This window comes from Halorhabdus sp. CUG00001 (assembly GCF_009797925.1).
Taxonomy (GTDB): domain Archaea; phylum Halobacteriota; class Halobacteria; order Halobacteriales; family Haloarculaceae; genus Halorhabdus.
The window spans coordinates 1,223,979-1,249,802 of the sequence record NZ_VOLB01000001.1 but is presented as its reverse complement, the minus strand read 5'-3'; the positions used below and the strand labels follow the sequence as shown (position 1 = coordinate 1,249,802).

Genomic DNA, 25,824 nt, shown 5'->3' with positions numbered 1-25,824 from the left:
CTCGTCACACCTCACATAGCTCGAACTCGATTCGCTCCACGTCAACCCTCTTCGACAAGCGGTTCGTTCTCTCGATCGGGCCGTTCTCGGCCGTCCGGTCGACATGAGTCTCGCCACAGGGACACATGTCGAAGTCAGCGGGCTCGAAGTCGATCCCGTGGTGACTGTCGCTGTGGTCCTTCAGGACATCGACGACCGTCGCCTCGAGTGCCGTCATGTCGTCTGTATCCGGCAAGTAGCGCAGGTCGGTCAGACGGCCTGCTTCGGGAGGCCAACCTACAAACGTTCCCGCGGGTAAGTCTCCCATCGGTCGTCTAGGCCCGTTCTCACTTTGCGGGAGTGCGCCCGGGGACATGAATAGGCTGGCATGCAACGCCCGCTCACTATGGGTTTACGAGCCTTTCTGAACGACGAAGAGCGGACGACCCTCACTGAGCAAGTCGATCCACGGTTCGAACTCCCGGCGCTGGCTGTCCAGGAGGAATCCCAGCCGACCGTCTTCGATGACGTCGAGGGGTATCAGAACGTCCGCGCGGTGGCCAACACGCTTGCTTCCCGTGAGATGATCGGCCGGGCGCTCGACGTCGAGCCCTCGGCAATCGTCGACGCGATGGGCTCGGCGATGGACGATCCGCTCTCCATCGAGGAGACGGCCGCCCCCTCGTTCGAGCACGTCGCGAGCGAGCCGACCATCGACGAACACGTGCCGATTCCGGTGTTCTACGACGAGCACGAACGCCAGTACTTCGCCTCCTCGGTCGTGATCAGCGAGGATCCCGAGACTGGTGTCACCAACTGCTCGTTCCACCGAATGATGTTCGAGGAAGGGAATCGACTCGTCATGCGCCTGGTCGAGCGCCACCTCCACGACATCTACTCCCGAACCGAGGGCGGGCTCGACGTCGCGGTCGTGATGGGTGTCCATCCGGCGGTCGAGTTGGCGGCCGCCACGTCGTTTGCGCCCGAGAAGAGCGAACTCGCGCTGGCCAATCGCCTGCTCGATGGCGACCTGGCGACCGCTGCGGTCGACGGGATCGAAGTGCCGGCCGACGCCGAGATCGTCATGCGGGCGACGATCACCGACGAGCGGGCCGAGGAAGGGCCGTTCGTGGATCTCTCCCGGACGTGGGATCGCACGCGCTCTCAACCTGTCGTGACGGTCGCGGACCTCTACATGCGGCCCGACCCCTACGCGCGGATCATCGTCCCCGGCCGAACTGAGCATGCTCACCTCATGGGTATCCCACAGGAGCCCCGGATCTACCGGATCGTCGAGAACACCGTCCCGACGGTCCAGAACGTCGTGTTGACGCCCGGTGGGTGTTCGTGGCTGCACGGGGTCGTCCAGCTCGAAAAGCGCAGCGAGGGGGATCCAAAGAACGCGGGGATGGCCGCGCTTGCGGCCCACCCCTCGATGAAGAAGGTCACGGTCGTCGACAGCGATATCGATCCGGCCGATCCGGCAGCCGTCGAGTGGGCGACTGCGACCCGGATGCAGCCCGACGAGGACATCACCGTGATCGAGAACGCCAAGGGATCGTCGCTCGATCCGTCACAGGACTACGATCGCGGAACGCTTGCGAAGTGGATCGTCGACGCGACGGTGCCAGGCAATCGTGACCGGGCGGACTTCGCCGAGGTGACGGTCCCTGGCGCTGAGGAGATCGATCTCGCCGACTATCAGTGACCTACCGGACAACACAATCATGCATCTGACACAGCACGAGGAAGACTTACTCGAATCGGACAACGACGCCGTCCGGAAGGCGATGGAACTGCTCGTCAAACTCGGGGATATCTACGGCGCCGAGGGGATGATCGAGATCGAGTCCGCCCAGGCCTCGGGCATCTCCTACAAGTCGATCGGCGACCCCGGTGTCGAGTTTCTGGAGGGATTCGCCGAGGAGGGTGCCGAAACGTCGGTCCCGACGTTCGCCAACCCCGCCGGGATGGACTTCGAGCGCTGGGAGGAACTGGGCATCGACGAGGCTTTCGCCGACAAACAGCAGCGTATTCGTGACGCCCTCAAGGAGATGGGGATCGTCCTCTCGTTTACGTGTACGCCGTATCTCGCGGGCAACCTCCCGCGGCGCGGCCAGCACGTCGCGTGGGCCGAATCCTCGGCCGTCTCCTTCGTCAACAGCGTCGTGGGCGCCAAAACCAACCGCGAGGGCGGTCCCTCGGCGCTGGCCGCGGCGATCACCGGGCGGACACCGAAGTACGGTCTGCACCTGGAAGACAATCGCCAGCCGACTTATCGCATCGATGTCGAGGCCGACATCGAGAGCCAGGCCGACTTCGCAGCGCTTGGCTCCTGGACGGGCCGACTCGTCGAGGACGGCAAGCCGTACTTCACTGGGGTCGATTCGGGCGGGACGGACGATCTGAAGGCCCTGGGTGCGGCGATGGCCGCCACCGGCGCGGTCGCGCTGCACTTCCTCGAGGGCGTGACGACCGAAATGGAGCCCCCGGAGAACGTCGAGACAGTGACCTTCGGCGAGGGCGAACTCACCGAGGAGTACGCGGAACTCACGACCGCGGACGATCCGGAGCTTGTGGTCATCGGGTGTCCACACTGCTCGCCCGAGGAGATTCAGGACGTCGCGGCGACCGTCGAGGGCAAGAGCCTCACGAGCGATCTGTGGGTCTGTACGAGCGCCTCGGTCAAGACCTGGGCCGACCGGAATGGGCTGACCGAGACGATCGAAGCGGCCGGTGGGAAAGTGCTTGCCGACACCTGCAACGTCGTCTCGCCGATCGAGGAACTGGGCTATGAATCCAGCGCAACCGACTCCGCGAAGGCCGCGACGTATCTGCCCGGCTTTTGCAACCAGGACGTAGCGTTCAACGACAAGGAGACGCTGCTCGCGGAGGTGACCGAGTGATGACAGCAGAATCGACCAACGAGACGGCAGACGGTGCGATCGACGCCGAACCGATCACTGAAGGAATCGGCCGTGGTGAAGTCCTCCGTTCGCCCGTCCCGATCAGTTTCTACGGCGCGGTCGAACCCGACACCGGTGAGTTCATCGAGGATGGCCACCCGCTTGAGGGTGAGAACATTGCGGGGAAAGTGCTGGTCTTCCCGCGCGGAAAGGGTTCGACGGTCGGCTCCTACGTCCTCTACGGGCTGGCGAACAACGGCTGTGCGCCCGCTGCGATCGTCAACGAGGAGACCGAGACCATCGTCGCCACGGGCGCGATCCTCGGGGAGATTCCCTGTCTGGACTCGCCTGAGGTGGCCCTCGAAACGCTCGAAGACGACGAGACAGTCGAGGTCGACGCCGATGCGGGCGAGATACGTCGACAATGACCGAGACGCGCTTCGTCGTCGGCGTGACGGGTGCTTCGGGCATCCCGATCGCCGTCCGGACCGTCGAGGCTCTGGCTGAACACGGCGCGGTTCACACCGTCGTGACCGAGGCTGCCGAGTCGGTGATGGCTCAGGAGTCGGGGTCCCGCGAGGCGACGATGGGGCGGCTGCGAGCGGCCTCGGAGCAACTCTACGGGGAGAGCGAAGTGGGGGCGCCGATCGCTTCGGGCTCGTTCGATACCGACGGGATGGTGGTCGTCCCGGCCTCGATGAACACTGTCGCGGCCGTCGCGACCGGTCGTTCGGACTCGCTGGTGACACGGGCGGCCGACGTGACGCTGAAGGAACGCCGTCGACTCGTCGTCGTGCCTCGGGAGACGCCGCTGAGCCAGCGCCATCTGGAGAACCTGACGAAACTCGCGGAGCTTGGCGTCGACGTCGTGCCCCCCGTGTTGGGATTTTACTTCGATCCACAGGAGCCAGCCGACTTCCTCGATCACGTCGTCGGGAAGGTCCTCGAACGCTTCGACCTCGACCACGACTGCTACGACGCCTGGCCCCCCGAGTGAGGGGCCAAACGGCCAGCGACGGGTCTGTGGTGCGACTTACGTCGCCTCTAACTGGCAAGGCCCAAGCGTCTTCGTCGTCGAGTGCTGTTCGATGGACGTGCTGACCCGGCTCGTCGTGATGATCGGGCTGCTTGCAGTCGGTGTGGGATTGCGAACAGGTGACATTTTGACCGCGAGACGCGTCGGGTGGCTCAACAGTGTCGCTTTCTACGTCGTCCTCCCAGCGCTGGTGTTCGATTCGACCCACGACGAACCCCTGGGCGAAATCATCTCGGTGCGACTGCTAGTCGGCGTGGTCGCCCTCGTGGCGGTGACGGCGGTGATTGCGATGGTGGTCCATCGACGACTCGATTCGCCATCCGCACGAGCGGCGGCCACAGTCCAGTCCTATCACACCAATTTGGGCTACATTGGCCTCCCGGTCGTGGCGAGTGCGCTTGGCGAGCGGGCGGCGGCTATCGGCAGTGTCGTCCTCGGGATCGGTGCCCTGGTCCAGATTCCGCTGACGGTCATGCTCCTCGTCCGGATCACTGGCGCTGGGACGAACGTCCGGGATGAACTCGGGCGACTGGTAACGAACCCAGTCTTGATCGCGTTGCTCGTCGGACTCGCAGTCTCGCAAGCACCCTTCGCCGTCACTGGCCGGCCTGCCGCGGGTATCGCGTTGGTTGCCGAGGCGGCCCTGCCCATCGCGCTCCTCTGTGTCGGGGGCTCGATCGAACTCGAATCGATCGACTTCGATCGCTCGATCGTCGGGCGCGTCTTGGCGCTGAAACTGCTCGCCATGCCTGCCGTCGCTTGGTTGGTCTTGCTCGCCGTCGGGGCCACACCTGCCACACTCCGGACGGTAGTCGTCATGTTCGGTGCGCCGACGGCCGTCTCGACGTTCATTTACGTCACTGAGATGGGTGGTGATCGTCGTCTGGCTTCGGTGAACGTCTTTCTCACGACAGTGGCCTCGGCGATCACACTTTCGGCGTTGATCGCATTCGCACCCTGAGCTATCGGTCGATTCGACCGTCGGCCCCGCGGCCGAACGTGTTCTGTCGCCGCCCTCGTCGTTCCCAGTCGCTGGGAGCGGACGCTTTCCATTTATATGTGCTCGACCTGTTTTCTACCTGTATGTCAGACGACGTTGTCGACCTGCTGCGAAAAGCGTACGTAGACGAGATCGAGACCGCGATGAACTACCTGGCCAACGGGACCTATCTCGAGACGGTCCGTGGTGAGATCGTCGCCGAATCGCTCAAAGAGGACGTCGAAGAGGAACTCCATCACGCCGAAGAACTCGGCTACCGGCTCCGATACTACGGCGAAGTGCCGCCGGCATCGGCCGATTTCGAGGCCAACCAGGACTCCCTTCAGCCCCCGGCCGAAGGGAGCGACGTCCTGACGGTCATCGACGGCGTTATCGAAGCCGAGGAAGATGCCATCGAGACCTACGAAGCACTGATCGAGGCCGCCGAAGCAGCCAACGACCCCGTTACAGAGGACCTGGCAACGGAACTGCTCGCGGACGAACAGGCCCACCGGGCGGAATTCCTTAGCTACCGGCAGGACTTCGCCTGAATCGACCCGGGGCCGATCGGACAGGCTGTAAAGGGAAGATTTTACTCCGGAGAGTGGCAATCCGGTACCGGTGAATACCGTGTCTATTGATCAAGCGCCTGACGGCGATCTTGCCGACCGAATCGAGTCGTATCGCCAGACGGCACCGGCCGTCCGCAAGGACATCATCGAGATGGTCTATGCGGCCCAGTCGGGCCATCCTGGCGGGTCGCTGTCGGCCGTCGAGTTTCTACTCTGGTTGTACAACGAAGAACTGAACGTCGACCCCGAGCAGCCGGACGACCCGGACCGAGATCGGCTCGTCTACAGCAAAGGCCACGCCTGCCCCGTGCTGTACGCGCTGCTGGATCGCTACGACTTCATCGATTGTGACCCTAACGAGGAGTTTCGCCGCCTTGGTGGCGAACTGCCGGGACACTCCTCACCGAAAGTGCCGGGCGTCGAATTCCCCTCTGGATCGCTCGGCCAGGGCCTCTCGTACGCGAACGGGCAGGCCTTGGGTGCAGAGTACGACGACGACGATTTCGATGTCTACGTCGTACTCGGCGACGGTGAAGTTCAGGAAGGCAACATCTGGGAAGCTGCGATGTCCGCCGGCGAGAAGGAACTGGACGTCGTCGCGATCGTCGACCGCAACAAGAAGCAAAACGACCTCCCCGTCGCCGAGACGATGGAGATCGACCCGCTGGCCGAGAAGTTCGAGTCCTTCCGGTGGGACACCTGGGAAGTCGACGGTCACGACTTCGAGGAGATCGCCGCGGCCTTCGAAGAGATCAACGAGACTGATGGTCCGCGAGTGTTGATCGCCAACACGGTCAAAGGCCATCCGATCGACTTCATGGAGGCCCAGCCCAACGGCTATCACGCCGGTGCGATCACCGACGATGAACTCGAGGAGGCGATGGACGAGCTTGGGTTCGACGCTGCCGATGTGGAGGTGGACCAATGAGTGAGAAGATTTCGACCCGGAACGGCTTCGGGAACGGCTTGTTGCGTGAGGCTGAGGAACGCGAGGACTTCATCGTCATGGACGCCGACCTGGCAAAGTCCACGCGTGGGGGCTGGTTCCGCGACGAGTACCCCGAACGCTGGATCAACGTCGGCATCTCAGAACAGGACCTCTTTGCCACTGCTGCGGGGATCGCCGAGACGGGGCATCCGGTCTTTGCCAACACGTTCGCGATTTTCTCACAGCGTGGCTTCGAGCAAGTCCGCCAGCAGATCGCCCGTCCGAAACAGAACGTGACGGTCGTTGGTAGCCACGCCGGCGTCATCACCGGCGAAGACGGCCCGAGCGCCCAGACGGTCGAAGACATTTCGGCGTATCGTGCGCTCCCGAATCTGCGTGTCATCTCGCCCGCGGACGCCGTCGAGGCGAACGCGCTCGTCACCGCACTCGCCGACGACGACGACCCTGCCTATCTCCGACTGGTTCGTGAGTCGATCCCCGTCATCCACGACGAAGACGACTACGAACCGCAAATCGGCAAAGGCGAGGTACTGCGAGACGGTGGAGATATCACGCTCATCGCCCACGGCGCGATGGTCCACGTCGTCCAGGAGGCCGCCGATATCCTGGCCGAGGCTGGCATCGACGCTCGTGTGATCAACATGTCGACGATCAAGCCCCTGGACGAACAGCTGGTCGTCGAATCCGCCAAACAGACCGGCGCAGTCCTGACCGCCGAGGACCACAGCGTCATCGGTGGGCTGGGCAGTGCTGTTGCGGAAGTACTGGCCGAGCAACAGCCGACGAAGATGACCCGTGTCGGCATCGACGACGAGTTCGGGACCTCGGGCAACGGGCTCGATCTCTACGAACACTTCGGCTTCACTGGCGACGCGATCGCCGAAGAAGCCAAAGAGCTGCTGGCCTGAACGTCGAAAGGCCTTTTTGTGGCAGTCGCCTAATAAAGGATACCTATGCGTACGTACATCGATTCGGCGTTCGTTGACGAGGTACGAGAAGCCGACGAGCTGGGACTGGTCGACGGGGTAACGACGAACCCGTCGCTGGTGTCTTCGACCGATCGCCAGTACCGTGACATCATCGACGAGCTCGACGAGTTCGTCGACGGGCCGATCAGCGTCGAAGTGATCGCCACGGACTATGAAGGCATGCTCGAAGAAGCCCGAGAATACGATACCTGGGGCGACAATATCGCCGTCAAGTTGCCGATGACCCGCGACGGCATGAAGGCCTTGCAGACGCTGACGGCGGAAGGCGTCCAGACCAACATCACGCTGGTGTTCTCGGTCAACCAGGCGTTGATCGCTGCGAAGAACGGCGCGACGATGGTCTCGCCGTTCATCGGCCGGCTAGACGACAACGGCCACGACGGCGTCGGCCTCATCGAGGACATTCGGACTGTCTACGACAACTACGGCTTCGAGACCGACATCCTCGCAGCCTCGATCCGGAACCCCCGCCACGTCCAAGCGGTCGCCAAGGCGGGCTCGGATATCGTGACGCTGCCGCCGGATGTCGCCGACGCGATGTTCGATCACCCCCGCACCGACAGCGGCCTCGAGGCCTTCCTCGACGACTGGGGCGACCGCGAGAGTCCCGCCCTGAAGTAGACCCGTCTGACTCTCTGTTGCCGTCTCGGCTTGCTGTGCCGTTTTCTCGACCGTCCGATGATCCGCTGATCTGACTCCCGTATATCGATCGTGTCGGGTTTCCGATCCCGGCATATAGGCGAGGGTCTCGCACGGTCTTTTTACTGGGTGCCACTAACGCACTGTCGCCTGTGGTGGCAGACGAATCGGCACCGAGAAACGTTTTGGACGCTGACGATTCGAGTCTGGCGGCGCTGGTCGCCGATATGCTCGAACGCGAGAGTGACGTCGCCGTCGAGACGATCGCCGACGCTTACGGCCGGGCTGTGGAAGTACTCAACGGAGCGGACGGCGGCGCGCGCTTTGGCTTCGTCGAAATCGGCGTGATTGGGAGGGAATCTGTGCCCAGTGGCTGCTCACTCTGCCATGCCCCAGACGTCGTCGTCCCAGGAGCGGGCTCGGTCGTCGTAGACTGGCTCGCCACGGTCGAGGTCGTCGATACGGGCGTGATCGGCCGCTTCGAGTTCGAACTCGAAGAGAGCGATGTTTTCCTCGATGTGTTCCCGAGATGTCGAACGCGGCAAGACGACGACGTCTTTCTCGACTGCCCACCGAAGCACGATCTGGGCGGGCGTCCGCTCGTATTTCTCGGCGAGTTCTTGAATCGTCGGGTCGTCGAGCACGTCGGTCCGGGCGAGGGGGGCCGCAGCCTCGATGACGATATCGTTGTCTCGGCAGTACTCGACAAGGTCGGGCCGCTGGAAGTAGGGGTGAAACTCGATCTGGTTGACGGCGATCGGCACCGAGCTGACGTGCTGGGCCGCGCTGAGTTGATACCGATCGAAGTTCGAAACGCCGACATTGCGGACGAGCCCCTGTGATTTCAACGTCGCCATCGCGTCCATCGTCTCTCGGACGGAGATCGCCGGGTTCGGCCAGTGAATCAGGTACAGGTCCAGATAGCCCGTCCCCAGCTCGGCCAGTGTCGACTTCGCTGCCTCGATCACCGACTCGTAGTTGAGATGTTTGGGGAGGACTTTCGAGGTGAGGAAGATATCACCACGGTCGTGGTCGGTGAGGACCTCGCCCAGAGATGCCTCGTTCATGTATCCCTCGGCGGTATCGACGTGGGTATACCCAGTCTCGAGGGCGGTTTCGACCGGCGTTTTGACCGCATCGCTCTCTAACTCGTAGGTTCCTTTGCCGACGACTGGTAGCTCGTCGCCGCTCGGGAGCGTGGTGGTCGGGATCGACATAATCGGGCTGGATTTTCGAGCGGGCCGGCCTTAACGTGCCCGCTCGACTGCGACGGCCTCCGGCACGCCGGTTCACTGCTCGGCCACGGCCGCTCCGATCGCTCGGAGGACCGAACCAGGGTTCTCGGCGGTCGCGATCGCCGACGCCGCGCCGACCGCATCAACACCCAGGTCGAAAGCGCGGCTAACGTCCGTGGCGGATGTGATCCCACCGCCGATCCGGACGGCCGTCTCGGGGGCGTTTGCGTCCCGCATGTCGAGAAACGCCTTGACCCGTTCCGGGTGAGTCTGCGTGATCGAGGCTTGCCCCCCGATGTCATCGGGACGCTCGAAGAGGAATTGGTCGGGGTCGAACGGGGCAACGGCGCGGCCGGCTTCGACGCTGTCGACACAGACGATCGCATCGAGCCCCGCGTCTCGACAGCGCTCGACTTTCCGCTGGATGTCCGCGATCGTATCGCGGTTCTCGGCGTGGTTGATCACGGCGCCGACTGCGCCCCCATCCGAAAGCGTCTCCGGGAGGATTTTCCCCATGCCGCGTCCTGGATCGACGGGATCGACCGCTGGGGCGATGACCGGTAGCTCCGTCTCCCGTGCCAGCAGGCGTACGTCGGGGAGCTGGGGCGTGAGGACGAACGTCCCGTCGGTCTCGGTGGCGATCCGTTCGATCATCCCCGCGAGTTCGAGACCATCGGACCCACCCGTGCCCGGATAGAGCTTGTAGTTGACCTGGAAATGTGGATAGGGCAACCTCATACGCCCGGGCTTCCCGGGTGAGGGACAAAACGGTTTCTACGGGACAGTCGGCCAAACCGCTGGTCGACGGGTCGAACCGAAATGTCTTATTGCCCCTCCGGACAAGGGTCAGATACATGATCACGGGTACGTCGACTGCGCAGGCGATCGCGACGGGTGTCTCGGACGAGCTGGGCGAACCGCTGGTCGACCTCGAGGACGACGGGACGGCTGTGACGGGCGACGGCGTGACCGTCGAGGACGACGACCGGATCGTCGTGGTCGGCTCGACGACCACTGCGCGTGCCCATCTCGAACTGATGGAACTCCAGGAGCGAGCCAACGCTTTCGAGCCAGCCGAGGTTGTGACGGTGATCCCCTATCTCGGGTACGCCCGCCAGGACAAGCTGTTCGAGCCGGGGCAAGCCATCTCGGCACGGGCGGTCGCACGCGCCATCAACGCCAGCACCGACCGAGTCTACTCGGTCAACCCGCACAACATCTCCGTACTGGAGTACTTCGACGTACCCTCGGCACCCATCGACGCCGCCCCGCAGCTGGCCGAACCCCTGCCGGCGGACCTCGCCGATCCTGTCTTTCTCGGTCCCGACGAGGACGCTGAATGGCTCGCAAACTCCGTCCGGGACACCTACGGCGACGGCCACGTCGAGAACTTCGAGAAGATTCGTCACTCTGCGACGGAAGTCGAGATGACGGCCGAAGGCAAGGACTTCTCGGGCAGCGATGTCGTCCTCGTCGACGACATGATCGCGACCGGCGGGACGATGAGCGAGGCAGTCAACATCCTCGACAACCAGGATACCGGTCGCGTCTACGTCACCTGTATCCACCCCCTGCTCGTCGAAAACGCGCTCAGTAGACTCCACCGGGCTGGTGTCCAGTCGCTGTACGCGACCGACACGATCGACCGCTCGATCAGTCAGGTCAGCGCTGCCAAACCCATCGCTGACGCACTGGCAGAATAATCAGTTTCTGACGCTCCTGTATACGACGCCCCCGGAAGACTGCTCACTCGGCGTCGATGCCGATCGCCGCGCGCAGTTCCGCCAGCGCTGCCGGGACGTCTTCGCGGCCGAACAGTGACGAGCCGATGACGAAAGTATCGGCCCCCGCGGTGGCACATTCTGGCCCCGTCTCGCTGTCGACGCCACCGTCGACTTCGATCTCGACGTCGCTGAGTGCGGCCAGTCGCTCGACTTTCTCGACGGTTTCGTGCATGAACGACTGCCCCCCGAATCCGGGTTGGACGGTCATCACCAGCGCCAGGTCGATGTCGTCAAGGAGGGGCTCGATCGTCTCGACCGGCGTGTCTGGATTGATCGCGACGCCGGCGTCCAGATCGGCGTCGTGGATCTGGTCGACGACGGCCGCCGTGTCCTCACAGGCTTCGGCGTGGACAGTCAGCCTGTCGGCACCGGCCGTCGCGAACGCGTCGACGTAGCGATCGGGCTGTTCGATCATGAGGTGGGTGTCGAAATAGACGTCCGTCCGAGACCGGAGCGATTCGATGACCGGCGGCCCAAAGGAGATGTTCGGCACGAAGTGGCCGTCCATGACGTCTAAGTGCAACAGTTCGACTGAATCGACTGCTTCGACCGCGCCGGATAGATCGGCGAAGTCGGCCGCGAGGATCGACGGTGCGATACGCATGGTACCTCGGGATTGCAAACGAGGCAGTAAAACGGTATCTATCGTGGTAGGGTGACTCTCGGGTCGTATCGAATCCCGAGGCTTAAGTCCGTCTGTTGGCATACGCCGGACATGGAATTTTGCGACGACTGCGGCTCGATGATGAAAACCGAGGGTGATCGGTGGGTCTGTGGCAGTTGCGGTGCCGAGAAGACCCGCAAACAAGACACGGAAGATGGCATGGTCACGACCCAAGGCCAGCAGGAAGGCGAAATTGTCGACCTCAGCGAGAGCGAAGAGGACGCCCGCCCCTCGACAGACGCCCACTGCCCGGAATGTGGCAACGATCGGGCGTTCTGGGAGATGAAACAGATCCGGGCCGCAGACGAGTCCGAAACCCGGTTTTTCACCTGCACCGAGTGCGACCACAAGTGGCGCGAAGACGACCATTGACCCGTGTCTGAGGAAACATCAGACGTCGACGCGCAGTATCCGACGGTTCCACTAGAGCGCCTCGAGAACAGTGGCTGGGCGCTTCGCGACGAGCGCCTCGAGGTCCGGGCCCGCGTCATGGGCGTCACCGTCCACGCACACGAACGGCGATTCGAGGACGATGGGCTCCGTGAGCGCGTTCGGGCTGGTGGTGGGCCGGATCACCTCTGGCGGCTGTTCTACGCGACGCGACTGACCTTCAGCCCGTCGCTGCCCCCCGCGTTCGGCCCCGCGATGGCCCTGCCAAAGGTCCGCAGTGCTGCCTGCGAGGAGTTCGCCGACCAACTCCGCGACGAAGGACTGACCGACGTCGAACAAGGCGACGACGAGCGTATCGAGACCGACTCCGGCGCGCAGGCGAAAGTGACACGCTACGACGCAACGCTCCCGGTCGAAACGGATAACGACCAGTGTGAGGTGCCCATGGAAGGCTGGATCGGTATCTGGAACGACGACGCGATGCTTCTCGCCGGTGGGTTGTATCCGACGGAATCGCTAGCTGAGGCGCTATCGATTCCGGACGTGGATTACGATCCGGAAGGGAGTCACGAAAAGTTGCGAGCGTTGATCCGCCAGGTGAACGCGTGACGTCGCAGGAACGAACAGCCACGAGAGTTAATACGTCGGCCGTTCGTTCACCGAATGGACACGATGCACGGGATCAGCTCTGATGAGAAGCGTGGCGTAATCTCGGTTCTGGGCATTCTGCTGATGCTGTTTGGCGCAATTGCCGGGTCGTTCGTCATCGGCATGGGTGACACCCAGCAGCGAGGGACAGCACCACCACAGGTACAGTTCGAGTTCGAATCGGACGAGACGGGAGCGGTGACGATCACTCACACGGGTGGTGATATGGTTCCCCGATCGGAAGTCGAAATACAGAGTCCCGGCAGTGCCGGTGAGTGGACGACCTCGGGATCCGACGGCGAGATCGCCGCCGGTGACGAGATCACTGTCACGGGGCTCGAACGTGGGGATACAGTCCGTATCGTCTGGGAATCGCCCGAAAGCGACGCGTCTGCCGTGCTCGCGACTTACGACGTTCCCTGATTCAGGTCTTCTGGGGCCGCTCGCTCGTAGGTCACGAACGCTAGTTCCTCGGTCCGCCGCCGGTCGCGGACCGTCCAGGCTTCCTGTTCCCATTCGGGGAAATACGCGTCACCCGCCGGCGTCTCCGGGACCTCGGTGATGAGCATCCGGTCAGCCACCGGGAGGAACTGCTCGTACACTGTTGTTCCGCCGGCGACGTAGGCGACATTCGACCCGGTTTCAGCCGCGACGTCGATCGCCGTGTCGATGTCTGCGGCGATCCGGACACTCGTATCTTCATCCGGGCCTGTGTCGTCCGGCACAAATCCGGACCGTGAGAGGACGATATTCGTCCGTCCGGGAAGTGGCCCGTCTAGTCGCTCGGCGATGGACTCGTAGGTCCGCCGGCCCATGATCACGGGTTTGCCCATCGTCGTCTCCTTGAAGTGGGCCAAGTCCTCCGGGTAGTACCACGGGATCTCCCCGTCACTGCCGATGACCCCGTTCTCGGCGACGGCGGCCAGGATGACGAGTTGAGTATCGCGTCCGCGCTCGTCTGATGTTTCGTCCACCATCGGTCACTCCGCGACGGCAAATTCGAGTCCCGGTGCCGACTCGTAGCCCCGAAGCTGGATGTCCTCGAATTCGAGGTCCGGGAGTGGTTTCCCGGCGACGTCGATGGTCGGCCGCTCGCGGGGCTCGCGAGTCAGTTGCTCCAGCAGGTTTGGCACGTGATCGGCGTGCTCCGCACCGGGTTCGGGTGGCGCTTCCGCCTCGATCCAGTCTTTGACGGCACCGTACTCGCTCCGGTCTTCGACCGCCTGGACGCGCTCGCGCAGTTCTGTGCGGTTGTCCCGGTACCACTGGCCGCGCTCGCCCCCGCCACAGTAGATGTGGGCGTCGACGACCGTGTGAGAGAACTGGCCGACCTCGAAGCCAGTCCGATCGGCGACGACGTGAGCCAGCAGCGCGTAGGCGGCGATGTTGAACGGGATCCCCAGCGCCACGTCGCCCGAGCGCTGGGTGAGATGGACGTTCAACTGGTCGCCCTGGACGTTGAAGACGAAGGTGTAGTGACACGGCGGAAGCGTGCTCACCGCCGCGTTCGCGGGATGCCAGGCGTTGACGACGAGTCGGCGGGACTGGGGGTTCTCCTGAAGTTGGTCCATGACGTACTGTAACTGGTCGAAGGTTCCCTCGTCGGTGACCCAGCGGTGGCTGTCGTCGGGCCAAGACTCGCCGGGGAGTCGGTCATCGCCCTCGGGAATGGGGTACCGTCGCCAGAAGCGCCCGTAGGCTGTATCGAGGTGGCCGTCCTCGTCGGCCCAGTCGTTCCAGATTCCCGTCTCCTCGCGGAGATTGCGAATGTGTTCTTCGCCCGAAAGGTACCACAGCACCTCGTGGAGCATCGAGTTCCAGCGAAAGCCGTCCATCTGCTTGGTCGTGAGCAGGGGATAGCCCTCCTGGAGGTCGACTTCGTAGCTGTATCCAAAGGCCGAGAGCGTGTCCACACCGGTCCGGTTGGGCTTGTACGTCCCCTCCGTCAAAACGTGTTCGACGAGATCGAGATACTGCTGCATTCTTGAACGAAGTCACGCGCCGCGAGCGTTAATAGCTGGCTACTCCGATTCGCAGACTGTCCCGCTATCCTCACGCTCGCGTACAGACGAACACGGTCCGGTCGTCTTCCGGGCCATAGCCACCGACGGTTTCGACGGTGAGGCCCGCTTCGCGGAGGGCCTCGGCGATCGTGGCGTCCTCGAACGGCGTCATGGGGCGGGAATCGACGAAAAACTCGCCGTCGGGCGTCACTGTCATCGATCGCCAGTCGAGTCGCCCATCACAGGCGACGTGCTGTGAGAGGCGTGCATAATCACCGTGTTCTGTCGTCCCCACATCGAGGGCCGGGTGGTTCCCGTCGGGTGGGAGCGGCGAATTGTCGAAAACGAGGATTCCATCGGACGCGAGGCGTGTCTCGATGGCGTCGATAGCGGGCTGGAGATCGTCGGGAACGAGGTGATTGACGACGCCCCGGATCATGACGATCGCGTCGAAGGCGCCATCCACGGTGAGATCGGGGAGTGTTTCCTGTCGGAAGTCGACCTCGCATTTCTCCCGGGCGAGCTTGAGCATCCCGTCGTACTTGTCGATCGCCGTCACATCGAATCCCGCGGCGGCGAACCGCCTGGTGTGCTCGCCGGTCCCACAGCCGATCTCCAGCAGTCGCTCCCCGTCGACATCGAAGCGATCGATCACGTCAGTGACGAAGGAGACGTCCCTGTCGTAGTCCCACTCGGACTGGATGGCGTCGTACAGTTCCGGGTGATCGGTGTACAATCGCTCGGGCATGCCGCGTTCCACGGACGGCCCCGAGGAATTGATTTCGGCTCGGGCTGGGGCAGGCTCAAACCAGTCGCGCGAACGTCAGATACCCCGTATGCCCGACGCCGGCCGTCGACGGTCGCGACCCACGCGAATCGAAGTCCATCTCTCGCTGGATCGTCTCCAAGGTCTCGATTTCTGACAGCCCGACCTCGCGAGCTGTCTCGACGACTGCCTTAGAGCTCTCGACGAACGGCGAATAGACCGCCACGAAACCGCCGTCGGCCAACAGGTCTGGGGCATGCTCGACAAGTTCCGGGGCGTCTCCCGTATCGAGCGTCAACACGTCGAATGGGGCATCGTCCCGGAGTTCGTCCAGCTGTTCGGTCCCATCGCCCGTCCGCACGTCGACGGCCTCACTAACCCCAGCCAGCGCCATGTTCTCGCGGGCCACCTCGGCAAACTCGCCGTCCTGTTCGTAGGTAACGACCGACGCGCCCATGCGGCCCATGTATCCGGCGAGCACGCCCGTGCCCGTGCCGACGTCGAGGACACGATCGCCGCCAGCGACGCCGGTGTGGCCGACAATCAGGCCCACATCCCGGGGCATCATCGGCGCGCCGGTCCGCTCGAAGTGCTCGAACAGATCCGGGCCGCGCAGTGCCCGCACGTCGAAGGCGGTGCCGAGATGGGTCTCCAAGGTGTCTCCTGGCTGGGCGTCCGCCGGGATTTCCAGCACCCCCAGATCGGTCTCTAAGGTCTCGCCACGTTCGCGGAGGTACTCTCGTCCCTCCCCGACGAGCAGGACGCTCACTCGAGGTTGGCGACCGCTGCCGCGAGGTCGCCGTCAGCTTCTTCGAGGGCTTGGCGGGCCGTCGCTTCGTCGACGCCGGCTCGCTGGACGACGATATCGACGTCAGCCTGCGGGATCCCTGCCTCAGCGTCGTCGGCTGCCGTGTCGGCGTCCTCGCTCGCGCCACCGTCACGGCGCTCGGGTTCGCCGACGATCTGGTAGGTCTTCTGGCCTTGTGCCTCCATCAGTTGGACCTCGGCGTCGTCGAAGACAAGATCGCCGTCGGGCGTTTTGATGATGACCTCCTCGGCATCGATGTCCTCCATGTCGATTCCCATCTGTTCCATCATCTGCTTCATCTTCTGCGGATTTAGACCGCCGCCGCCTCCTCCAAACATACACTGGCGTCCGCTATGCGTAATAAAAAGCCTGGCGACGTCAGGTTCGCTTCTCTCTCGGTGTCAGTCGTCGGCCCCGTCCCGGACGGCGACAGCCATCCCGGTCTCGAAGTCCGCCATCGCCGTTGCCGGCAGTTCCGCTCGCCCGACCGCGAGCAACTGATCGTCCGCCCGGACGACGAGTACCTCGTCGTCCTCGCGGATCGACGGGTCCGCGTCAGTGACGAACTTCGCGAAGGCATTGCGACCATCACGTACGTACGGATCGCTCTCCTCGCCGACGACGACGCGATTGCGTGGCTCGGCAAGCGCGGCCGTGAGTCGCTGCCCCCCAGCGTAGCCAAGCGTGAACCGGCCATCGAGACCCAGGGTGACGAGCCGTCCGTCGGGGCCATGAATTTGGCGTGGCCGGCCCGACTTCGACCGGGAGACAGACAGCGCTTCCCGATCGGCAAACAGTGCTTCACCGGCACCGCTGCCGAACTGATACTCGGCGATCCGCGAGAGGCGACGCCATTCGGTCATGGTCCGTTCGTTGTCGACGCGACGGTTTAACCGCTGCTATCAGCCACGGCAAGCGAGACCGGGTAGTGCTCGATTTATGCGGCCGGGGGTGATACCGGTGAGTATGGCTGTCGACTCACAGAAACAACTCCTCGGGTTCGTGTTACTGGTCGTTTCGAGCGCTGTCATGCTCGCCGGTGGTGTGTCCGATATCGTTCCGGCCGTGGCTGGCGCACCGGCCGCTCTGGGTCTGGCCGCGGGCGCACTCCTCGTCGGAACGGCAGCCCAAGGCCGGCCAGTCTAGGCGAGCCCACTCACAGCAGGAACCGATCCGTGTCCTCGCTGAGGTCGGTGAACGACTCCGCACGGTCGATCAACTCCTCGGAAGTCGATTCGCCGAATGCGAACACTTCCACTTTGACGCCCTCGTGTCTGACGTGTGAGACCAGCCGCGAGAAGTCACCGTCCCCGGTACAGAGAACGAGTGTATCGACGTGCGGGGCCAGCGACACCGCGTCGAGACTCATTCCGACGTCCCAATCGGCCTTCTTCGAGCCGTCCGCGAACGTTTTGAGATCCTTGATCTTCGTCTCGAAGCCGATGTCGATCAGTGCTTCGAAGAACCGCTGTTCGTCGTCGGCGTTGGCCCGAATGACGTACGCGATCGCTCGCGTCAGCCGCCGGTCTGCGACCGCTGCCGAGAGGAGCGATTCGTAATCGATGTTCTGGGAGTACAGGCTCTGAGCCGTGTGATAGAGATTCTGGGAATCCGCCAGTACGCCGACCCGCTGGTCGGGATGGATATCGGTCATTGGTCACTCTCCGACCGGTGGCCGCAAAGGGTTTGTGGCGACTCCGTGCCCCGGTGTCCCGAGCCATGCGTGCTATTGAATGTCGTGGCAACCGTTACATTGATGAGGGAATATCGTGAATGTTCGGTGTGGTACACAATGTCGATGGGCTCTTACGACGATGAGGAACACGAGCGCCGTGAGCGAAAGAACAGTTCGGTCGATGCCAGTTTCGACGACGACCGGACTGTCTACCACGGGAGCGTCGAGTACGAGACCGATGACTCGACGGAAGAGCTCCTCGAGACGTACAAGGAGATCCAGTCCGACTGATCGAGTCTCGTTCGCTGTGGCCCAGCGTCGGCGGGATATCCCCGACGATTATTCGGTAGTCCCTTCCCAGCCAGCCGGCTGCGGTGCTCCACGTGGCGCTTCGATCGATTCGGCCAGAGCCGGATCGGCCGTCTCGGTACGTGCCCGTCGTTGCCAGTCGTCGATGGCGCCTCCAACCCAGGAGTCGGTGGTCTGGATCCGCTCACGCGTCCGTTCGTAATAGCTTTCCTCGATTTCGACAGTCCCCGGACTCGCCGCCGCGGCGACAGCCACGAACTCGGCCCGATCTCGGGCCGTCGCTTCGCCGTCACGGATCCGAGCCACGGCTGCCTCGATGCGGTCCGGCTCCGGGTGAGCGAACACGCGGGTCCCTACCGCTCCCGGTCCCAACATCGGCTCGGCGTCCGGCGGTGCTTCGGTGTCCAGTAACCGATGGCCGCCGTGTTCGCGTTCGACCCGCTCGCACTCGGTTTCGGCCCCAAGCAGCAGATTCGACCCGGGATACGTCTGGCACGTCTCGGGATAGCTTTCGGCGTCGTGGATCCGACACTGGAGGGAGTCGGGATCGAGGAATACACACGTCGACAGCCAGGTCGGCTCCGCTCCGAACGGCCCGACCGGCTTGGGGACGTGTCGAAGCCCGATCAAGAACGTCGGTCGTCTGTCGATCGCGGCCAGCTCGACGCCGCCGACAGTGACGCTATCGCCGTCTCCCGTCCACAAGCGCGGCGTCAACGCGTCTCCTTGCCCTCCCTCGACGAACCGCCGGATTTCCTCGCGACGGAGCGAGACCAGGCTGTAGGCGTCGTCGAGTGGCTCGTACGGCCCGCGACGTTCGTGATCGAGCGCCCCATCGGCGAGTGGGCGCCAATCGATACAACAGCCGGCACACCCCTCGCAGTCGACCTCCATGCATGTAGGTGGGTAACACGGGCTCAAAAATCGTCGGCCCCCGGTGACACGGCGAGTAGTTGGTTCCTCTCAGACTTCGAAGGTTGCGAGTGTCCGGCCCGCGCGCTCACAGACGGGGTGGTACGTGAGTTCTACCGTCGCCCCGGCCTCGAGGGCTACCGTGACCGTATCCCCAGGCGCGACTGCACCCATCGATCCCGACGTTTCGCCGGCCCAGCGGCCTGGCTCGTCTTGATCGAGTGACTCGTCAGTCCGGAACCCCTCCCCGCACAGATAGAGCCGCGTTCCCGGGATCGCATCGCCACCGGCGTGTACGATCGTGGCTGCCCGCTTGTCGGGACCGTCGGTCACCTCGAAGCGTACCGCGGGTGTCGTTCGCACGGCCCGTTCGAGCGCGGGGAGTGGGGTCAACGTGTCCTGTGTGAGTGTCGATATCGTCGCTGTGACCACGCCGACGCGCCCTCGATGTCCGACGTCGACGCCGTCGTATTCGGAGAGTGGCCCGGCGGTAGCCAGCCGGTCGATTTCGTCGGTCGGCACGTTCGAACCTGGCGGGAAGACGAACCCGAAGGTGACCTTCGCCAGCTGCTCGTTGAACCGCCAAGCTGCGCCGGTCGCCTGAACGTTCGTCAGTGGGACCCTCCCCCCGCCCGTCTGGCCGACGATGATATCACCATCGCCCAGCACCTTCATCAGATCGGCGAACGTATCGTCTACCGCCCGATAGCGGGATCGATCGCCGTCTTTTGCGTCGATCACTGTCTCGACGATACCCGCACCGTCAACAACACCGGGTCCGAACAGGATCGCTTCGTCCGACACCGCGACGTGCGTACTCTCGTCTGGAGAGACGTACAGGCTGTAGCCGTCGTACTCGCCCGTCGCCTGGAAGCCCGCAGCGCGGAGCTTCTCTGCAGCTCGCTCAGCTGTACTGGTGTGTTCGAGAACAGCAGCGAAGTGACCGATCCGATAGACCCCGGATAGATCCGTAAACGACATCCCGAGGACGTCGACAGCGCGGGCAATGCTCGCAGCGAACCCGTTTTGAACGTCCGGGGCGACGGCGTTGGATCGCTTCAGTGCCGTCGGCGTCATCAGCAAGAGGTTGAACTGCTCGATCGTCCCCAGTGTCTCCGGTGATGGGACCCACGAGAGTGTGTTCGTCCCCATCACTCCCGACAGGCCCTCGTCGAGACAGCCAGCCAGCAGTGGCGTAGCCGCGACGCTGGCCACGCCAACGCTTCGGAGCACGTCTCGACGTCGCCACATATCTATCTCCCAAACCCCCACGGAAGTGAAACTTTTGGAGCCGGCTAGCTTACAGTTGGCCTTCGATGCGTGAGGCCACTGAGACCGCGGCACACAGATCAGGTCCGCGTGCGTGCCGATCGGTAGGGTTAACCGCGATCATGGGTTGGCCACTATCGTGGATCCGTCTCGCATCGTCGATGCGTTCCCTGCTCCCGAATACCGGGGTAATCAGGCCGCTGCGCTCGATCGTATTCGCGACGCCTTCGACAGCGGCAAGGATGTCGTCCTCGTTCGCGCGCCCACCGGCAGCGGCAAGTCGCTACTTGCCCGCGCGATCGCTGGCTGTGCCCGGCCGGGCAGCCAAGCCAGCGCAACTGAGGCGATCGGTGCCTACTACACGACCCCGCAGGTGTCTCAACTAGACGACGTTGCCGCCGATTCGCTGCTCTCGGATCTGGCGATCGTTCGTGGCAAGTCAAACTACAAGTGCATCCTGCCGGGTGAGACCGACACACCCGTCAACGGTGCGCCGTGCGTCCGCGAGCGGGAGTTCAACTGCGAGGTCAAACACCGGTGTCCGTACTTCTCGGACCGAGAGATCGCTGCCAATCAGTCGATCGCGGCGATGACCCTCGCGTATTTCATGCAGACGGCCGGCTCGGATGTCTTTGGCACGCGTGATGTCGTCGTCATCGACGAGGCCCACGGCCTGGGTGAGTGGGCCGAAATGTACGCCAGTATCGAGTTGTCGCCCGACACAGTGCCGGTGTTCGACGAGCGACCGCCGCCGGCGATCGACGATCTCGACACGGCAGCCGACTACGCTGCGGGCCTGGCCCGGACGTGTGATCGACGCCTGACTGACCTCCGCTCACAGGCCGAACTCGATCCCGACGAGGCCCAGGAACGCGATCGACTCACGGAGCTGCAGTCGGATCTGTCGTGGTTTCGCGAGGAGTATCGCGACCCTGAGAGTCCGACCACCTGGGTCCTCGATCAGCCGGACGGTGAGGGAACTCGCGTCACGATCAAGCCCCTCAATCCGGAGCGGTACCTGACTCACACCGTCTGGGACCGCGGGAACAAGTTTGCGCTGCTTTCGGCGACGATCCTGAACAAGGAGGCCTTCTGTGCCAGTGTCGGCTTAGATCCCGACCGCGTGGCGCTGGTCTCGCTCGATCACACGTTCCCGGTCGAGAACCGTCCGTTGTTCGACGTCACGCAGGGCAAGATGACCTACGGGCACCGCGAGACGACGACTCCGATGGTCGCCGAGACCCTCCTCGCCCTCATGGGACGCCACCCCAAGGAGAAGGGCCTCGTCCACTGTCACTCCTATGCGATCCAAAACGAGCTGGCCGACCACCTCGACTCTCTTGGCGTGGACCGACGGGTGCGCAGCCACGACAGCGAGGACCGGGACGGCCAACTCGCTGCCTGGAAGCGTAGCGACGACCCCGAAGTGTTCCTCTCGGTGAAAATGGAGGAAGCGCTGGATCTCGAAGGCGATCTCTGCCGGTGGCAACTACTCTGTAAAGCGCCGTATCCGAACACGCGTGATTCTCGCGTTGCCCGCCGACTCGAAGACGGGGCCTGGGCCTGGTACTACCGGACCGCTCTCCGGACGGTGATCCAAGCTTGCGGACGGATCATCCGTGCCCCCGACGATCACGGGGCGACGTACCTGGCGGACTCGAGTCTGCTGGATCTCTTCGAGCGCGCTCGCAGCGACATGCCCGGCTGGTTCCAAGAGCAGGTCGACCGCATGGGCCATCCCACTCTGCCAGACCCCGATCCCGACGCGGCACTGTCTGGGCTGGGCGTCAACGGTTCGAGTGGTGGGAGCGGCCGATCGGGTTCGAGCGGGTCCCGCCGCTCGCGACGCAATTCCCGGTCGGGATCGAACCCTGTCGCGGACGTCTGGGACACCGAGTGAGGGCCACGAACAGACCGTGAGAGCCGTCGGCACGATCACACCCTTTTTATACTAATCCGGTATAAAAAGAACGTATGACGACACCCGACGACTACCTCCGAGAACAGCTTGCGGAAAACGACCTCTCGACCCCCGACACTGCGATGGTGCTCGGGTCCGGGCTCGGCGGTATGACCGCAGAGATGGACATCGCGCTGTCGATCCCCTACGAGGAAGTCCCGACGCTCGAAGCTTCGACCGTCGAAGGCCACGTGGGCCGGTTCGTCGTCGGGACGGTTGGCGACGTCGACGTTCTGGCGATGGACGGCCGCGTCCACTATTATGAGTCCGGTGACATGGCACCGATCGTGGCCCCGATCCAGACGCTCGGTGAACTCGGCTGTGAACGGCTCGTCATCACGAACGCCGCCGGCGGGGTCAACGCTGACTTCGAGCCCGGCGACATCATGCTCATCGAGGATCATCTCAACATGATGGGGACCAACCCACTGCTCGGCCGGGCGGGACTGGGCGACGGACCGATGTTCCCGGACATGACCAACGCCTACAGCCCGGACCTGCTCGCGGAGGCTCGGGACCTGGCTGATGAATCCGACTTGACCATCTACGACGGTGGCGTCTATGCGGGCATGATGGGGCCGAGCTACGAGACGCCGGCCGAGATCGAGATGCTCGACACCCTCGGTGCGGACGCCGTCGGCATGTCGACGGTGCCCGAGACGATCGTCGCCAATCAGGTGGGGATGGACGTCGTTGGGATGTCCACCATCACGAACTACGCTGCTGGGGTCGTCGGCGACCCGCTCTCCCACGAGGAAGTCGTCGAAACGATCGACGAAATCGAGGACAACCTCCGGACGTACGTCGCGACGCTGCTAGAGCGAATCGACGAGTAACGTTCGAGCGACAGCGGCACCACTTTTTAGATGATGCTGATGGCAGCGTAGCCGACCGACGATCCGATCATCAACACGACGAGGAATACTGCGAGCATCTGCTGGCGATCCATACCCGCCAGTCGTGACTCCGCGGAGAAAGGTGTTATCCTCGCCGCCGGCGCGTCAGTCTACCCGTGCGTCGATCACGACGTGGGCGACTCCTTCGCTGTAGGTCTTTATCTCGTTGGTGTCGAGAATCTCGACGGTCCGACCACGCTCGGATGCGGCCGTTCGCAGGCGCTCGATCGGTCGTTCGAAGACCAGGCGCTGTGGTGTGGCTTCGTGGAGGTGGACGACTCCACCGGGTTCGAGTGCCTCGAGTGCGGCGTCGAGATACTCGTAGGCGTCGTAGTAACCCATGACCACACGCTCGGCATCGACCCGCTCGACGACGTCCCGACAATCCGCTCGGTAGGGCCGCACGTGATCGGTCACGTCGTTGAGGCGCGCGTTCTCGAGTAAGTACTGGAAGGCCGTGGGATTACGCTCGACGGCCGTCACGTCCGCGCCCGCCCGGGCCATCGGGAGCGTGAAGTAGCCGATCCCGGCGAACATGTCCAGCACTGACTCGTCCGCGTCGCCCTCGACATCGCTGCTTGCGGCTTTGGCGCTCGCTCGATCCGTCGTCTCGCTTTGCTCGACGACGCGCCCCATCCGAGCGCGTTCCTCCTTGTTGCCGGGCGAGAACATAACCTCGCTGAGATCGAGCGCGTAACGCGTGCCGTGTTCTGTGTGGATCGTTTCTGTATCGCCCTCGCCAGCGATCACCTCGACATCGGGCTCGCGATGCTCACCGGCGATGCCACCGCGATCGAGAATGGTGTCGGCCTCGCCGTGGATCGATAGTAACGCCTCGCCGAGTTCGTGTGGGCGAGGCGCGTCCCCGCTGTCGACGAGGACGACGCTGCCGATCACGGCCCACGACGACGGTGCCTGGGTAATCTCCGTGTCAGTCCAGCCACGCTCTCGCAGGTGATCGGGCAGTGTCCGCAATCGGGGGTCGCCGACTTGCCGGACGACCTCGCGAAAGTCGACTGCTTTGGGGACCGTCGTCACCGGGATCGAGACCCCGCCGTCGCCGTCGGCCCGAACGTGCCGATCGCTGTCGTAGACGCCTTCCTCCTGCAGGGCGTCGATCGCCTGCTGGGCACGGGGCCGCTCGACGACGACGGCCAGATCACCCTCGGCACTGACGGCCTCGATCGCGGTATCCGCGTTCGGATCGTCGCCACTGTCCGTGTGGCCACTGTCTTTCGGCGGCTCACTCATTTTCGTCCCTCGGCAGCACGTGCAATCCGGCTCTCGATTTCAACACAGGGACTTCGTCGCTACCCTCCTCGAGGTAGTCCGGCCGCGGGATCGACTTCGTCTCGTAGGTGTCTGGATCGAGTACTTGGACGGCGTTTTCGTCCTCGATTGCGACGAGGGTCGTTCGGACGCTATCGCTCCGGTCGCCCAGTCGCGTCGCGTCCGGCGCGTCACCGTCCTCGAAACCCGCTTCGTAGTCTCTGCCGGTCTTCAGTCGCGTCCCCTTGAGGTTACCCTGGACACTCCGGACCAGGACGGGGCCATCGCCGTCCTCGGGATCGATAATCTCGCCCGGCGCGTAGGGCGGCAGTCGGACCGCGTAGGTGACCCGGTAGACCTTCTCGCCGTCCTCGTCTTCGGTGATGAGTCGCTCGGAATCCGAAAACGAGCCGCCAAACTCCGAGACGAGGCGCTGGGCGATCTTCTGGCCGATCTTCGTCGTCGAGACTTTGATGTTCAGCCCGCCATCGACCGAGCCGACATCGGTGACGAACGCCTCACGATCACCCGTCGCTTCCATCTCGGCGACGATCTCTCGGGCGATCGCCTCGGCGCGTTCCTCCTCCTCGTCGGTCGGCGTCCGATCGACAGCCCGGATCTGGACGGTACTGGCAAAGGAGCCCCCGGCGATGCGGCCACACCGCTTGCAGGTCTCCCGAGAAATCTTTACCGGGACGATAACTTCCTCCGAGAGGGCTGTTCCCCGAACGACGCCCGTGAACGTACAGTGCATGCGGATCGTGTTGCGATCGACCTGTTCGGGCGCGACCTGCCAGGAAACGTCCGTCGCCTCGATATGGACGCCCAGGGCCTCGCTGGTGACGTCGACGGCGACATCGGTGTAATCCTCGGCACCTACGTCGACCCAGCGGTTGCCCCGGTGGACGGCCCCACACTGTGAACAGACCCGTACCTCGATCCGGTCGGGCGCGTCCACGAGGTCGAACTGCTCGAAGTAACAGCTATCACAGAGCGCACTATCCGGATCGCGGGCCTCGCTTCCCGGCCGATTGCGCGGATCTTTCTCGAGAGGATCACCACAGCGCGGACAGAACGCACCCGATCGCGTCATCGCACGAACGTATGGCCCAGCTCTGTAAAAACGACGCGTTATCGCCGGCATCCTTCTGGCGCGTGATCGGCTGGGTGGAGTGACTGTTTCGTGG

Annotated in this window: 32 protein-coding genes; 17 read left to right on the top strand and 15 right to left on the bottom strand. The window is 63.7% G+C overall.

Annotated features, from left to right (window positions below):
- Window positions 1–4 precede the first annotated feature (4 nt).
- The gene (locus FR699_RS13135) at window positions 5–307 is read right to left on the bottom strand and encodes a hypothetical protein (protein ID WP_199268292.1); all 303 of its coding nucleotides are present in this window, start codon (window positions 305–307) and stop codon (window positions 5–7) included.
- A gap of 78 nt (window positions 308–385) precedes the next feature.
- On the opposite strand from FR699_RS13135, the gene FR699_RS06235 reads away from it, so the two are divergent.
- The 9 genes from FR699_RS06235 to fsa all read left to right on the top strand — a co-directional run bounded on the left by FR699_RS06235 (window position 386) and on the right by fsa (window position 8,031).
- A complete protein-coding gene (locus FR699_RS06235; protein ID WP_158854768.1) occupies window positions 386–1,687 on the top strand; it encodes a UbiD family decarboxylase in 1,302 nt (433 codons plus the stop codon).
- 19 nt (window positions 1,688–1,706) lie between these two features.
- On the top strand, window positions 1,707–2,885 hold the full coding sequence (locus FR699_RS06230) for an aconitase X catalytic domain-containing protein (RefSeq protein ID WP_158854766.1): 1,179 nt from the start codon (window positions 1,707–1,709) through the stop codon (window positions 2,883–2,885).
- Window positions 2,885–3,313 carry an aconitase X swivel domain-containing protein gene (locus FR699_RS06225; protein ID WP_158854763.1) on the top strand — a complete coding sequence of 143 codons (429 nt, stop codon included), beginning with the start codon at window positions 2,885–2,887 and terminating at the stop codon, window positions 3,311–3,313. Before FR699_RS06230 ends, FR699_RS06225 begins: the two co-directional genes overlap by 1 nt.
- The gene (locus FR699_RS06220) at window positions 3,310–3,882 is read left to right on the top strand and encodes a UbiX family flavin prenyltransferase (protein WP_158854761.1); all 573 of its coding nucleotides are present in this window, start codon (window positions 3,310–3,312) and stop codon (window positions 3,880–3,882) included. Before FR699_RS06225 ends, FR699_RS06220 begins: the two co-directional genes overlap by 4 nt.
- A 91-nt stretch (window positions 3,883–3,973) precedes the next feature.
- Complete coding sequence (locus tag FR699_RS06215; RefSeq protein ID WP_158854759.1) at window positions 3,974–4,882, top strand: AEC family transporter; 909 nt, start codon at window positions 3,974–3,976, stop codon at window positions 4,880–4,882.
- Window positions 4,883–5,004: 122 nt separating this feature from the next.
- Window positions 5,005–5,451, top strand: a complete 447-nt coding sequence (locus FR699_RS06210) for a ferritin-like domain-containing protein (RefSeq protein ID WP_154551270.1) — start codon at window positions 5,005–5,007, stop codon at window positions 5,449–5,451.
- 70 nt (window positions 5,452–5,521) lie between these two features.
- Window positions 5,522–6,400, top strand: a complete 879-nt coding sequence (locus FR699_RS06205) for a transketolase (protein ID WP_154551271.1) — start codon at window positions 5,522–5,524, stop codon at window positions 6,398–6,400.
- Window positions 6,397–7,329 (top strand): transketolase family protein, encoded by a 933-nt coding sequence (locus tag FR699_RS06200; protein ID WP_154551272.1) that lies wholly within the window; start codon window positions 6,397–6,399, stop codon window positions 7,327–7,329. Before FR699_RS06205 ends, FR699_RS06200 begins: the two co-directional genes overlap by 4 nt.
- 45 nt (window positions 7,330–7,374) lie before the next feature.
- Window positions 7,375–8,031 carry a fructose-6-phosphate aldolase gene (fsa, locus tag FR699_RS06195; protein ID WP_158854757.1) on the top strand — a complete coding sequence of 219 codons (657 nt, stop codon included), beginning with the start codon at window positions 7,375–7,377 and terminating at the stop codon, window positions 8,029–8,031.
- Window positions 8,032–8,426: 395 nt separating this feature from the next.
- Here the strand turns inward: fsa and FR699_RS06190 are convergent, their stop codons facing one another.
- Complete coding sequence (locus tag FR699_RS06190) at window positions 8,427–9,266, bottom strand: aldo/keto reductase (RefSeq protein ID WP_158854755.1); 840 nt, start codon at window positions 9,264–9,266, stop codon at window positions 8,427–8,429.
- A gap of 72 nt (window positions 9,267–9,338) precedes the next feature.
- Window positions 9,339–10,022 (bottom strand): triose-phosphate isomerase, encoded by a 684-nt coding sequence (locus FR699_RS06185; RefSeq protein WP_158854753.1) that lies wholly within the window; start codon window positions 10,020–10,022, stop codon window positions 9,339–9,341.
- Between the two features lie 116 nt (window positions 10,023–10,138).
- Between FR699_RS06185 and prs the strand changes: the two genes are divergently transcribed.
- Window positions 10,139–10,987, top strand: coding sequence for a ribose-phosphate diphosphokinase (gene prs, locus FR699_RS06180; RefSeq protein WP_158854751.1), 849 nt, complete (start codon window positions 10,139–10,141; stop codon window positions 10,985–10,987).
- A 43-nt stretch (window positions 10,988–11,030) separates the two neighbouring features.
- Here prs and rpe read toward each other — a convergent pair whose 3' ends face one another.
- Window positions 11,031–11,672 carry a ribulose-phosphate 3-epimerase gene (gene rpe, locus FR699_RS06175; RefSeq protein ID WP_154551276.1) on the bottom strand — a complete coding sequence of 214 codons (642 nt, stop codon included), beginning with the start codon at window positions 11,670–11,672 and terminating at the stop codon, window positions 11,031–11,033.
- A 111-nt stretch (window positions 11,673–11,783) separates the two neighbouring features.
- Here rpe and FR699_RS06170 point away from each other — a divergent pair, with 111 nt between their 5' ends.
- From FR699_RS06170 to FR699_RS06160, 3 genes are read left to right on the top strand one after another with little or no spacing between them, the layout of a single operon-like run.
- On the top strand, window positions 11,784–12,104 hold the full coding sequence (locus tag FR699_RS06170; protein ID WP_154551277.1) for a transcription factor S: 321 nt from the start codon (window positions 11,784–11,786) through the stop codon (window positions 12,102–12,104).
- 3 nt (window positions 12,105–12,107) lie between these two features.
- Window positions 12,108–12,731 (top strand): hypothetical protein, encoded by a 624-nt coding sequence (locus FR699_RS06165; protein WP_158854749.1) that lies wholly within the window; start codon window positions 12,108–12,110, stop codon window positions 12,729–12,731.
- Between the two features lie 54 nt (window positions 12,732–12,785).
- Window positions 12,786–13,193: a type IV pilin gene (locus tag FR699_RS06160; protein WP_229770515.1), complete on the top strand. Its 408-nt coding sequence runs from the start codon at window positions 12,786–12,788 to the stop codon at window positions 13,191–13,193.
- Here FR699_RS06160 and FR699_RS06155 read toward each other — a convergent pair.
- The 6 genes from FR699_RS06155 to FR699_RS06130 all read right to left on the bottom strand — a co-directional run bounded on the left by FR699_RS06155 (window position 13,178) and on the right by FR699_RS06130 (window position 17,210).
- A complete protein-coding gene (locus FR699_RS06155) occupies window positions 13,178–13,747 on the bottom strand; it encodes a dihydrofolate reductase (RefSeq protein WP_158854747.1) in 570 nt (189 codons plus the stop codon). The genes FR699_RS06160 and FR699_RS06155 overlap by 16 nt on opposite strands.
- Before the next feature lie 3 nt (window positions 13,748–13,750).
- Window positions 13,751–14,752 (bottom strand): thymidylate synthase, encoded by a 1,002-nt coding sequence (thyA, locus tag FR699_RS06150; protein WP_158854745.1) that lies wholly within the window; start codon window positions 14,750–14,752, stop codon window positions 13,751–13,753.
- A gap of 70 nt (window positions 14,753–14,822) precedes the next feature.
- Window positions 14,823–15,521 (bottom strand): bifunctional 2-polyprenyl-6-hydroxyphenol methylase/3-demethylubiquinol 3-O-methyltransferase UbiG, encoded by a 699-nt coding sequence (locus FR699_RS06145; RefSeq protein WP_158854743.1) that lies wholly within the window; start codon window positions 15,519–15,521, stop codon window positions 14,823–14,825.
- Window positions 15,522–15,576: 55 nt separating this feature from the next.
- A complete protein-coding gene (locus tag FR699_RS06140; RefSeq protein ID WP_154551282.1) occupies window positions 15,577–16,308 on the bottom strand; it encodes a methyltransferase domain-containing protein in 732 nt (243 codons plus the stop codon).
- On the bottom strand, window positions 16,305–16,685 hold the full coding sequence (locus tag FR699_RS06135; protein WP_154551283.1) for a nascent polypeptide-associated complex protein: 381 nt from the start codon (window positions 16,683–16,685) through the stop codon (window positions 16,305–16,307). The genes FR699_RS06140 and FR699_RS06135 overlap by 4 nt, the downstream gene beginning before the upstream one ends.
- A 63-nt stretch (window positions 16,686–16,748) precedes the next feature.
- Window positions 16,749–17,210: a PUA domain-containing protein gene (locus FR699_RS06130; protein WP_154551284.1), complete on the bottom strand. Its 462-nt coding sequence runs from the start codon at window positions 17,208–17,210 to the stop codon at window positions 16,749–16,751.
- 103 nt (window positions 17,211–17,313) lie between these two features.
- Between FR699_RS06130 and FR699_RS06125 the strand changes: the two genes are divergently transcribed.
- On the top strand, window positions 17,314–17,493 hold the full coding sequence (locus FR699_RS06125) for a hypothetical protein (protein ID WP_154551285.1): 180 nt from the start codon (window positions 17,314–17,316) through the stop codon (window positions 17,491–17,493).
- Window positions 17,494–17,503: 10 nt separating this feature from the next.
- Here the strand turns inward: FR699_RS06125 and FR699_RS06120 are convergent, their stop codons facing one another.
- Window positions 17,504–18,001, bottom strand: coding sequence for an NYN domain-containing protein (locus FR699_RS06120; protein ID WP_154551286.1), 498 nt, complete (start codon window positions 17,999–18,001; stop codon window positions 17,504–17,506).
- A 138-nt stretch (window positions 18,002–18,139) separates the two neighbouring features.
- On the opposite strand from FR699_RS06120, the gene FR699_RS13130 reads away from it, so the two are divergent.
- Complete coding sequence (locus FR699_RS13130) at window positions 18,140–18,313, top strand: DUF5786 family protein (RefSeq protein WP_195837616.1); 174 nt, start codon at window positions 18,140–18,142, stop codon at window positions 18,311–18,313.
- 48 nt (window positions 18,314–18,361) lie between these two features.
- Here FR699_RS13130 and FR699_RS06115 read toward each other — a convergent pair whose 3' ends face one another.
- Both FR699_RS06115 and FR699_RS06110 read right to left on the bottom strand, forming a co-directional pair.
- Window positions 18,362–19,225 (bottom strand): YkgJ family cysteine cluster protein, encoded by an 864-nt coding sequence (locus FR699_RS06115; protein ID WP_158854741.1) that lies wholly within the window; start codon window positions 19,223–19,225, stop codon window positions 18,362–18,364.
- Between the two features lie 69 nt (window positions 19,226–19,294).
- Window positions 19,295–20,494, bottom strand: a complete 1,200-nt coding sequence (locus tag FR699_RS06110) for a hypothetical protein (RefSeq protein ID WP_154551288.1) — start codon at window positions 20,492–20,494, stop codon at window positions 19,295–19,297.
- 157 nt (window positions 20,495–20,651) lie between these two features.
- Here FR699_RS06110 and FR699_RS06105 point away from each other — a divergent pair, with 157 nt between their 5' ends.
- The gene (locus tag FR699_RS06105; RefSeq protein ID WP_158854739.1) at window positions 20,652–22,412 is read left to right on the top strand and encodes a helicase C-terminal domain-containing protein; all 1,761 of its coding nucleotides are present in this window, start codon (window positions 20,652–20,654) and stop codon (window positions 22,410–22,412) included.
- 74 nt (window positions 22,413–22,486) lie between these two features.
- On the top strand, window positions 22,487–23,308 hold the full coding sequence (locus FR699_RS06100; protein WP_154551290.1) for a purine-nucleoside phosphorylase: 822 nt from the start codon (window positions 22,487–22,489) through the stop codon (window positions 23,306–23,308).
- Between the two features lie 165 nt (window positions 23,309–23,473).
- Here FR699_RS06100 and FR699_RS06095 read toward each other — a convergent pair whose 3' ends face one another.
- Together FR699_RS06095 and FR699_RS06090 are read right to left on the bottom strand one after the other, a co-directional pair.
- Complete coding sequence (locus tag FR699_RS06095; protein WP_158854737.1) at window positions 23,474–24,619, bottom strand: class I SAM-dependent methyltransferase family protein; 1,146 nt, start codon at window positions 24,617–24,619, stop codon at window positions 23,474–23,476.
- The gene (locus FR699_RS06090; protein WP_158854735.1) at window positions 24,612–25,730 is read right to left on the bottom strand and encodes a 60S ribosomal export protein NMD3; all 1,119 of its coding nucleotides are present in this window, start codon (window positions 25,728–25,730) and stop codon (window positions 24,612–24,614) included. Before FR699_RS06090 ends, FR699_RS06095 begins: the two co-directional genes overlap by 8 nt.
- Between the last annotated feature and the right edge of the window lie 94 nt (window positions 25,731–25,824).

Excerpts from the sequence above, each read along its gene's own strand:
- FR699_RS06200 (WP_154551272.1), top strand. The coding sequence starts at position 6,397 with ATGAGTGAGAAGATTTCGACCCGGAACGGCTTCGGGAACGGCTTGTTG.
- FR699_RS06230 (WP_158854766.1), top strand. The coding sequence starts at position 1,707 with ATGCATCTGACACAGCACGAGGAAGACTTACTCGAATCGGACAACGAC.
- FR699_RS06120 (WP_154551286.1), bottom strand. The coding sequence starts at position 18,001 with ATGACCGATATCCATCCCGACCAGCGGGTCGGCGTACTGGCGGATTCC.
- FR699_RS06215 (WP_158854759.1), top strand. The coding sequence starts at position 3,974 with ATGGACGTGCTGACCCGGCTCGTCGTGATGATCGGGCTGCTTGCAGTC.
- FR699_RS06115 (WP_158854741.1), bottom strand. The coding sequence starts at position 19,225 with ATGGAGGTCGACTGCGAGGGGTGTGCCGGCTGTTGTATCGATTGGCGC.
- thyA (WP_158854745.1), bottom strand. The coding sequence starts at position 14,752 with ATGCAGCAGTATCTCGATCTCGTCGAACACGTTTTGACGGAGGGGACG.
- FR699_RS06155 (WP_158854747.1), bottom strand. The coding sequence starts at position 13,747 with ATGGTGGACGAAACATCAGACGAGCGCGGACGCGATACTCAACTCGTC.
- fsa (WP_158854757.1), top strand. The coding sequence starts at position 7,375 with ATGCGTACGTACATCGATTCGGCGTTCGTTGACGAGGTACGAGAAGCC.
- FR699_RS06090 (WP_158854735.1), bottom strand. The coding sequence starts at position 25,730 with ATGACGCGATCGGGTGCGTTCTGTCCGCGCTGTGGTGATCCTCTCGAG.
- FR699_RS06095 (WP_158854737.1), bottom strand. The coding sequence starts at position 24,619 with ATGAGTGAGCCGCCGAAAGACAGTGGCCACACGGACAGTGGCGACGAT.
- FR699_RS06210 (WP_154551270.1), top strand. The coding sequence starts at position 5,005 with ATGTCAGACGACGTTGTCGACCTGCTGCGAAAAGCGTACGTAGACGAG.
- prs (WP_158854751.1), top strand. The coding sequence starts at position 10,139 with ATGATCACGGGTACGTCGACTGCGCAGGCGATCGCGACGGGTGTCTCG.
- FR699_RS06225 (WP_158854763.1), top strand. The coding sequence starts at position 2,885 with ATGACAGCAGAATCGACCAACGAGACGGCAGACGGTGCGATCGACGCC.
- rpe (WP_154551276.1), bottom strand. The coding sequence starts at position 11,672 with ATGCGTATCGCACCGTCGATCCTCGCGGCCGACTTCGCCGATCTATCC.
- FR699_RS06125 (WP_154551285.1), top strand. The coding sequence starts at position 17,314 with ATGGCTGTCGACTCACAGAAACAACTCCTCGGGTTCGTGTTACTGGTC.
- FR699_RS06235 (WP_158854768.1), top strand. The coding sequence starts at position 386 with ATGGGTTTACGAGCCTTTCTGAACGACGAAGAGCGGACGACCCTCACT.
- FR699_RS06145 (WP_158854743.1), bottom strand. The coding sequence starts at position 15,521 with ATGCCCGAGCGATTGTACACCGATCACCCGGAACTGTACGACGCCATC.
- FR699_RS06100 (WP_154551290.1), top strand. The coding sequence starts at position 22,487 with ATGACGACACCCGACGACTACCTCCGAGAACAGCTTGCGGAAAACGAC.
- FR699_RS13135 (WP_199268292.1), bottom strand. The coding sequence starts at position 307 with ATGGGAGACTTACCCGCGGGAACGTTTGTAGGTTGGCCTCCCGAAGCA.
- FR699_RS13130 (WP_195837616.1), top strand. The coding sequence starts at position 18,140 with ATGTCGATGGGCTCTTACGACGATGAGGAACACGAGCGCCGTGAGCGA.
- FR699_RS06135 (WP_154551283.1), bottom strand. The coding sequence starts at position 16,685 with ATGTTTGGAGGAGGCGGCGGCGGTCTAAATCCGCAGAAGATGAAGCAG.
- FR699_RS06110 (WP_154551288.1), bottom strand. The coding sequence starts at position 20,494 with ATGTGGCGACGTCGAGACGTGCTCCGAAGCGTTGGCGTGGCCAGCGTC.
- FR699_RS06160 (WP_229770515.1), top strand. The coding sequence starts at position 12,786 with ATGGACACGATGCACGGGATCAGCTCTGATGAGAAGCGTGGCGTAATC.
- FR699_RS06130 (WP_154551284.1), bottom strand. The coding sequence starts at position 17,210 with ATGACCGAATGGCGTCGCCTCTCGCGGATCGCCGAGTATCAGTTCGGC.
- FR699_RS06220 (WP_158854761.1), top strand. The coding sequence starts at position 3,310 with ATGACCGAGACGCGCTTCGTCGTCGGCGTGACGGGTGCTTCGGGCATC.
- FR699_RS06170 (WP_154551277.1), top strand. The coding sequence starts at position 11,784 with ATGGAATTTTGCGACGACTGCGGCTCGATGATGAAAACCGAGGGTGAT.
- FR699_RS06190 (WP_158854755.1), bottom strand. The coding sequence starts at position 9,266 with ATGTCGATCCCGACCACCACGCTCCCGAGCGGCGACGAGCTACCAGTC.
- FR699_RS06185 (WP_158854753.1), bottom strand. The coding sequence starts at position 10,022 with ATGAGGTTGCCCTATCCACATTTCCAGGTCAACTACAAGCTCTATCCG.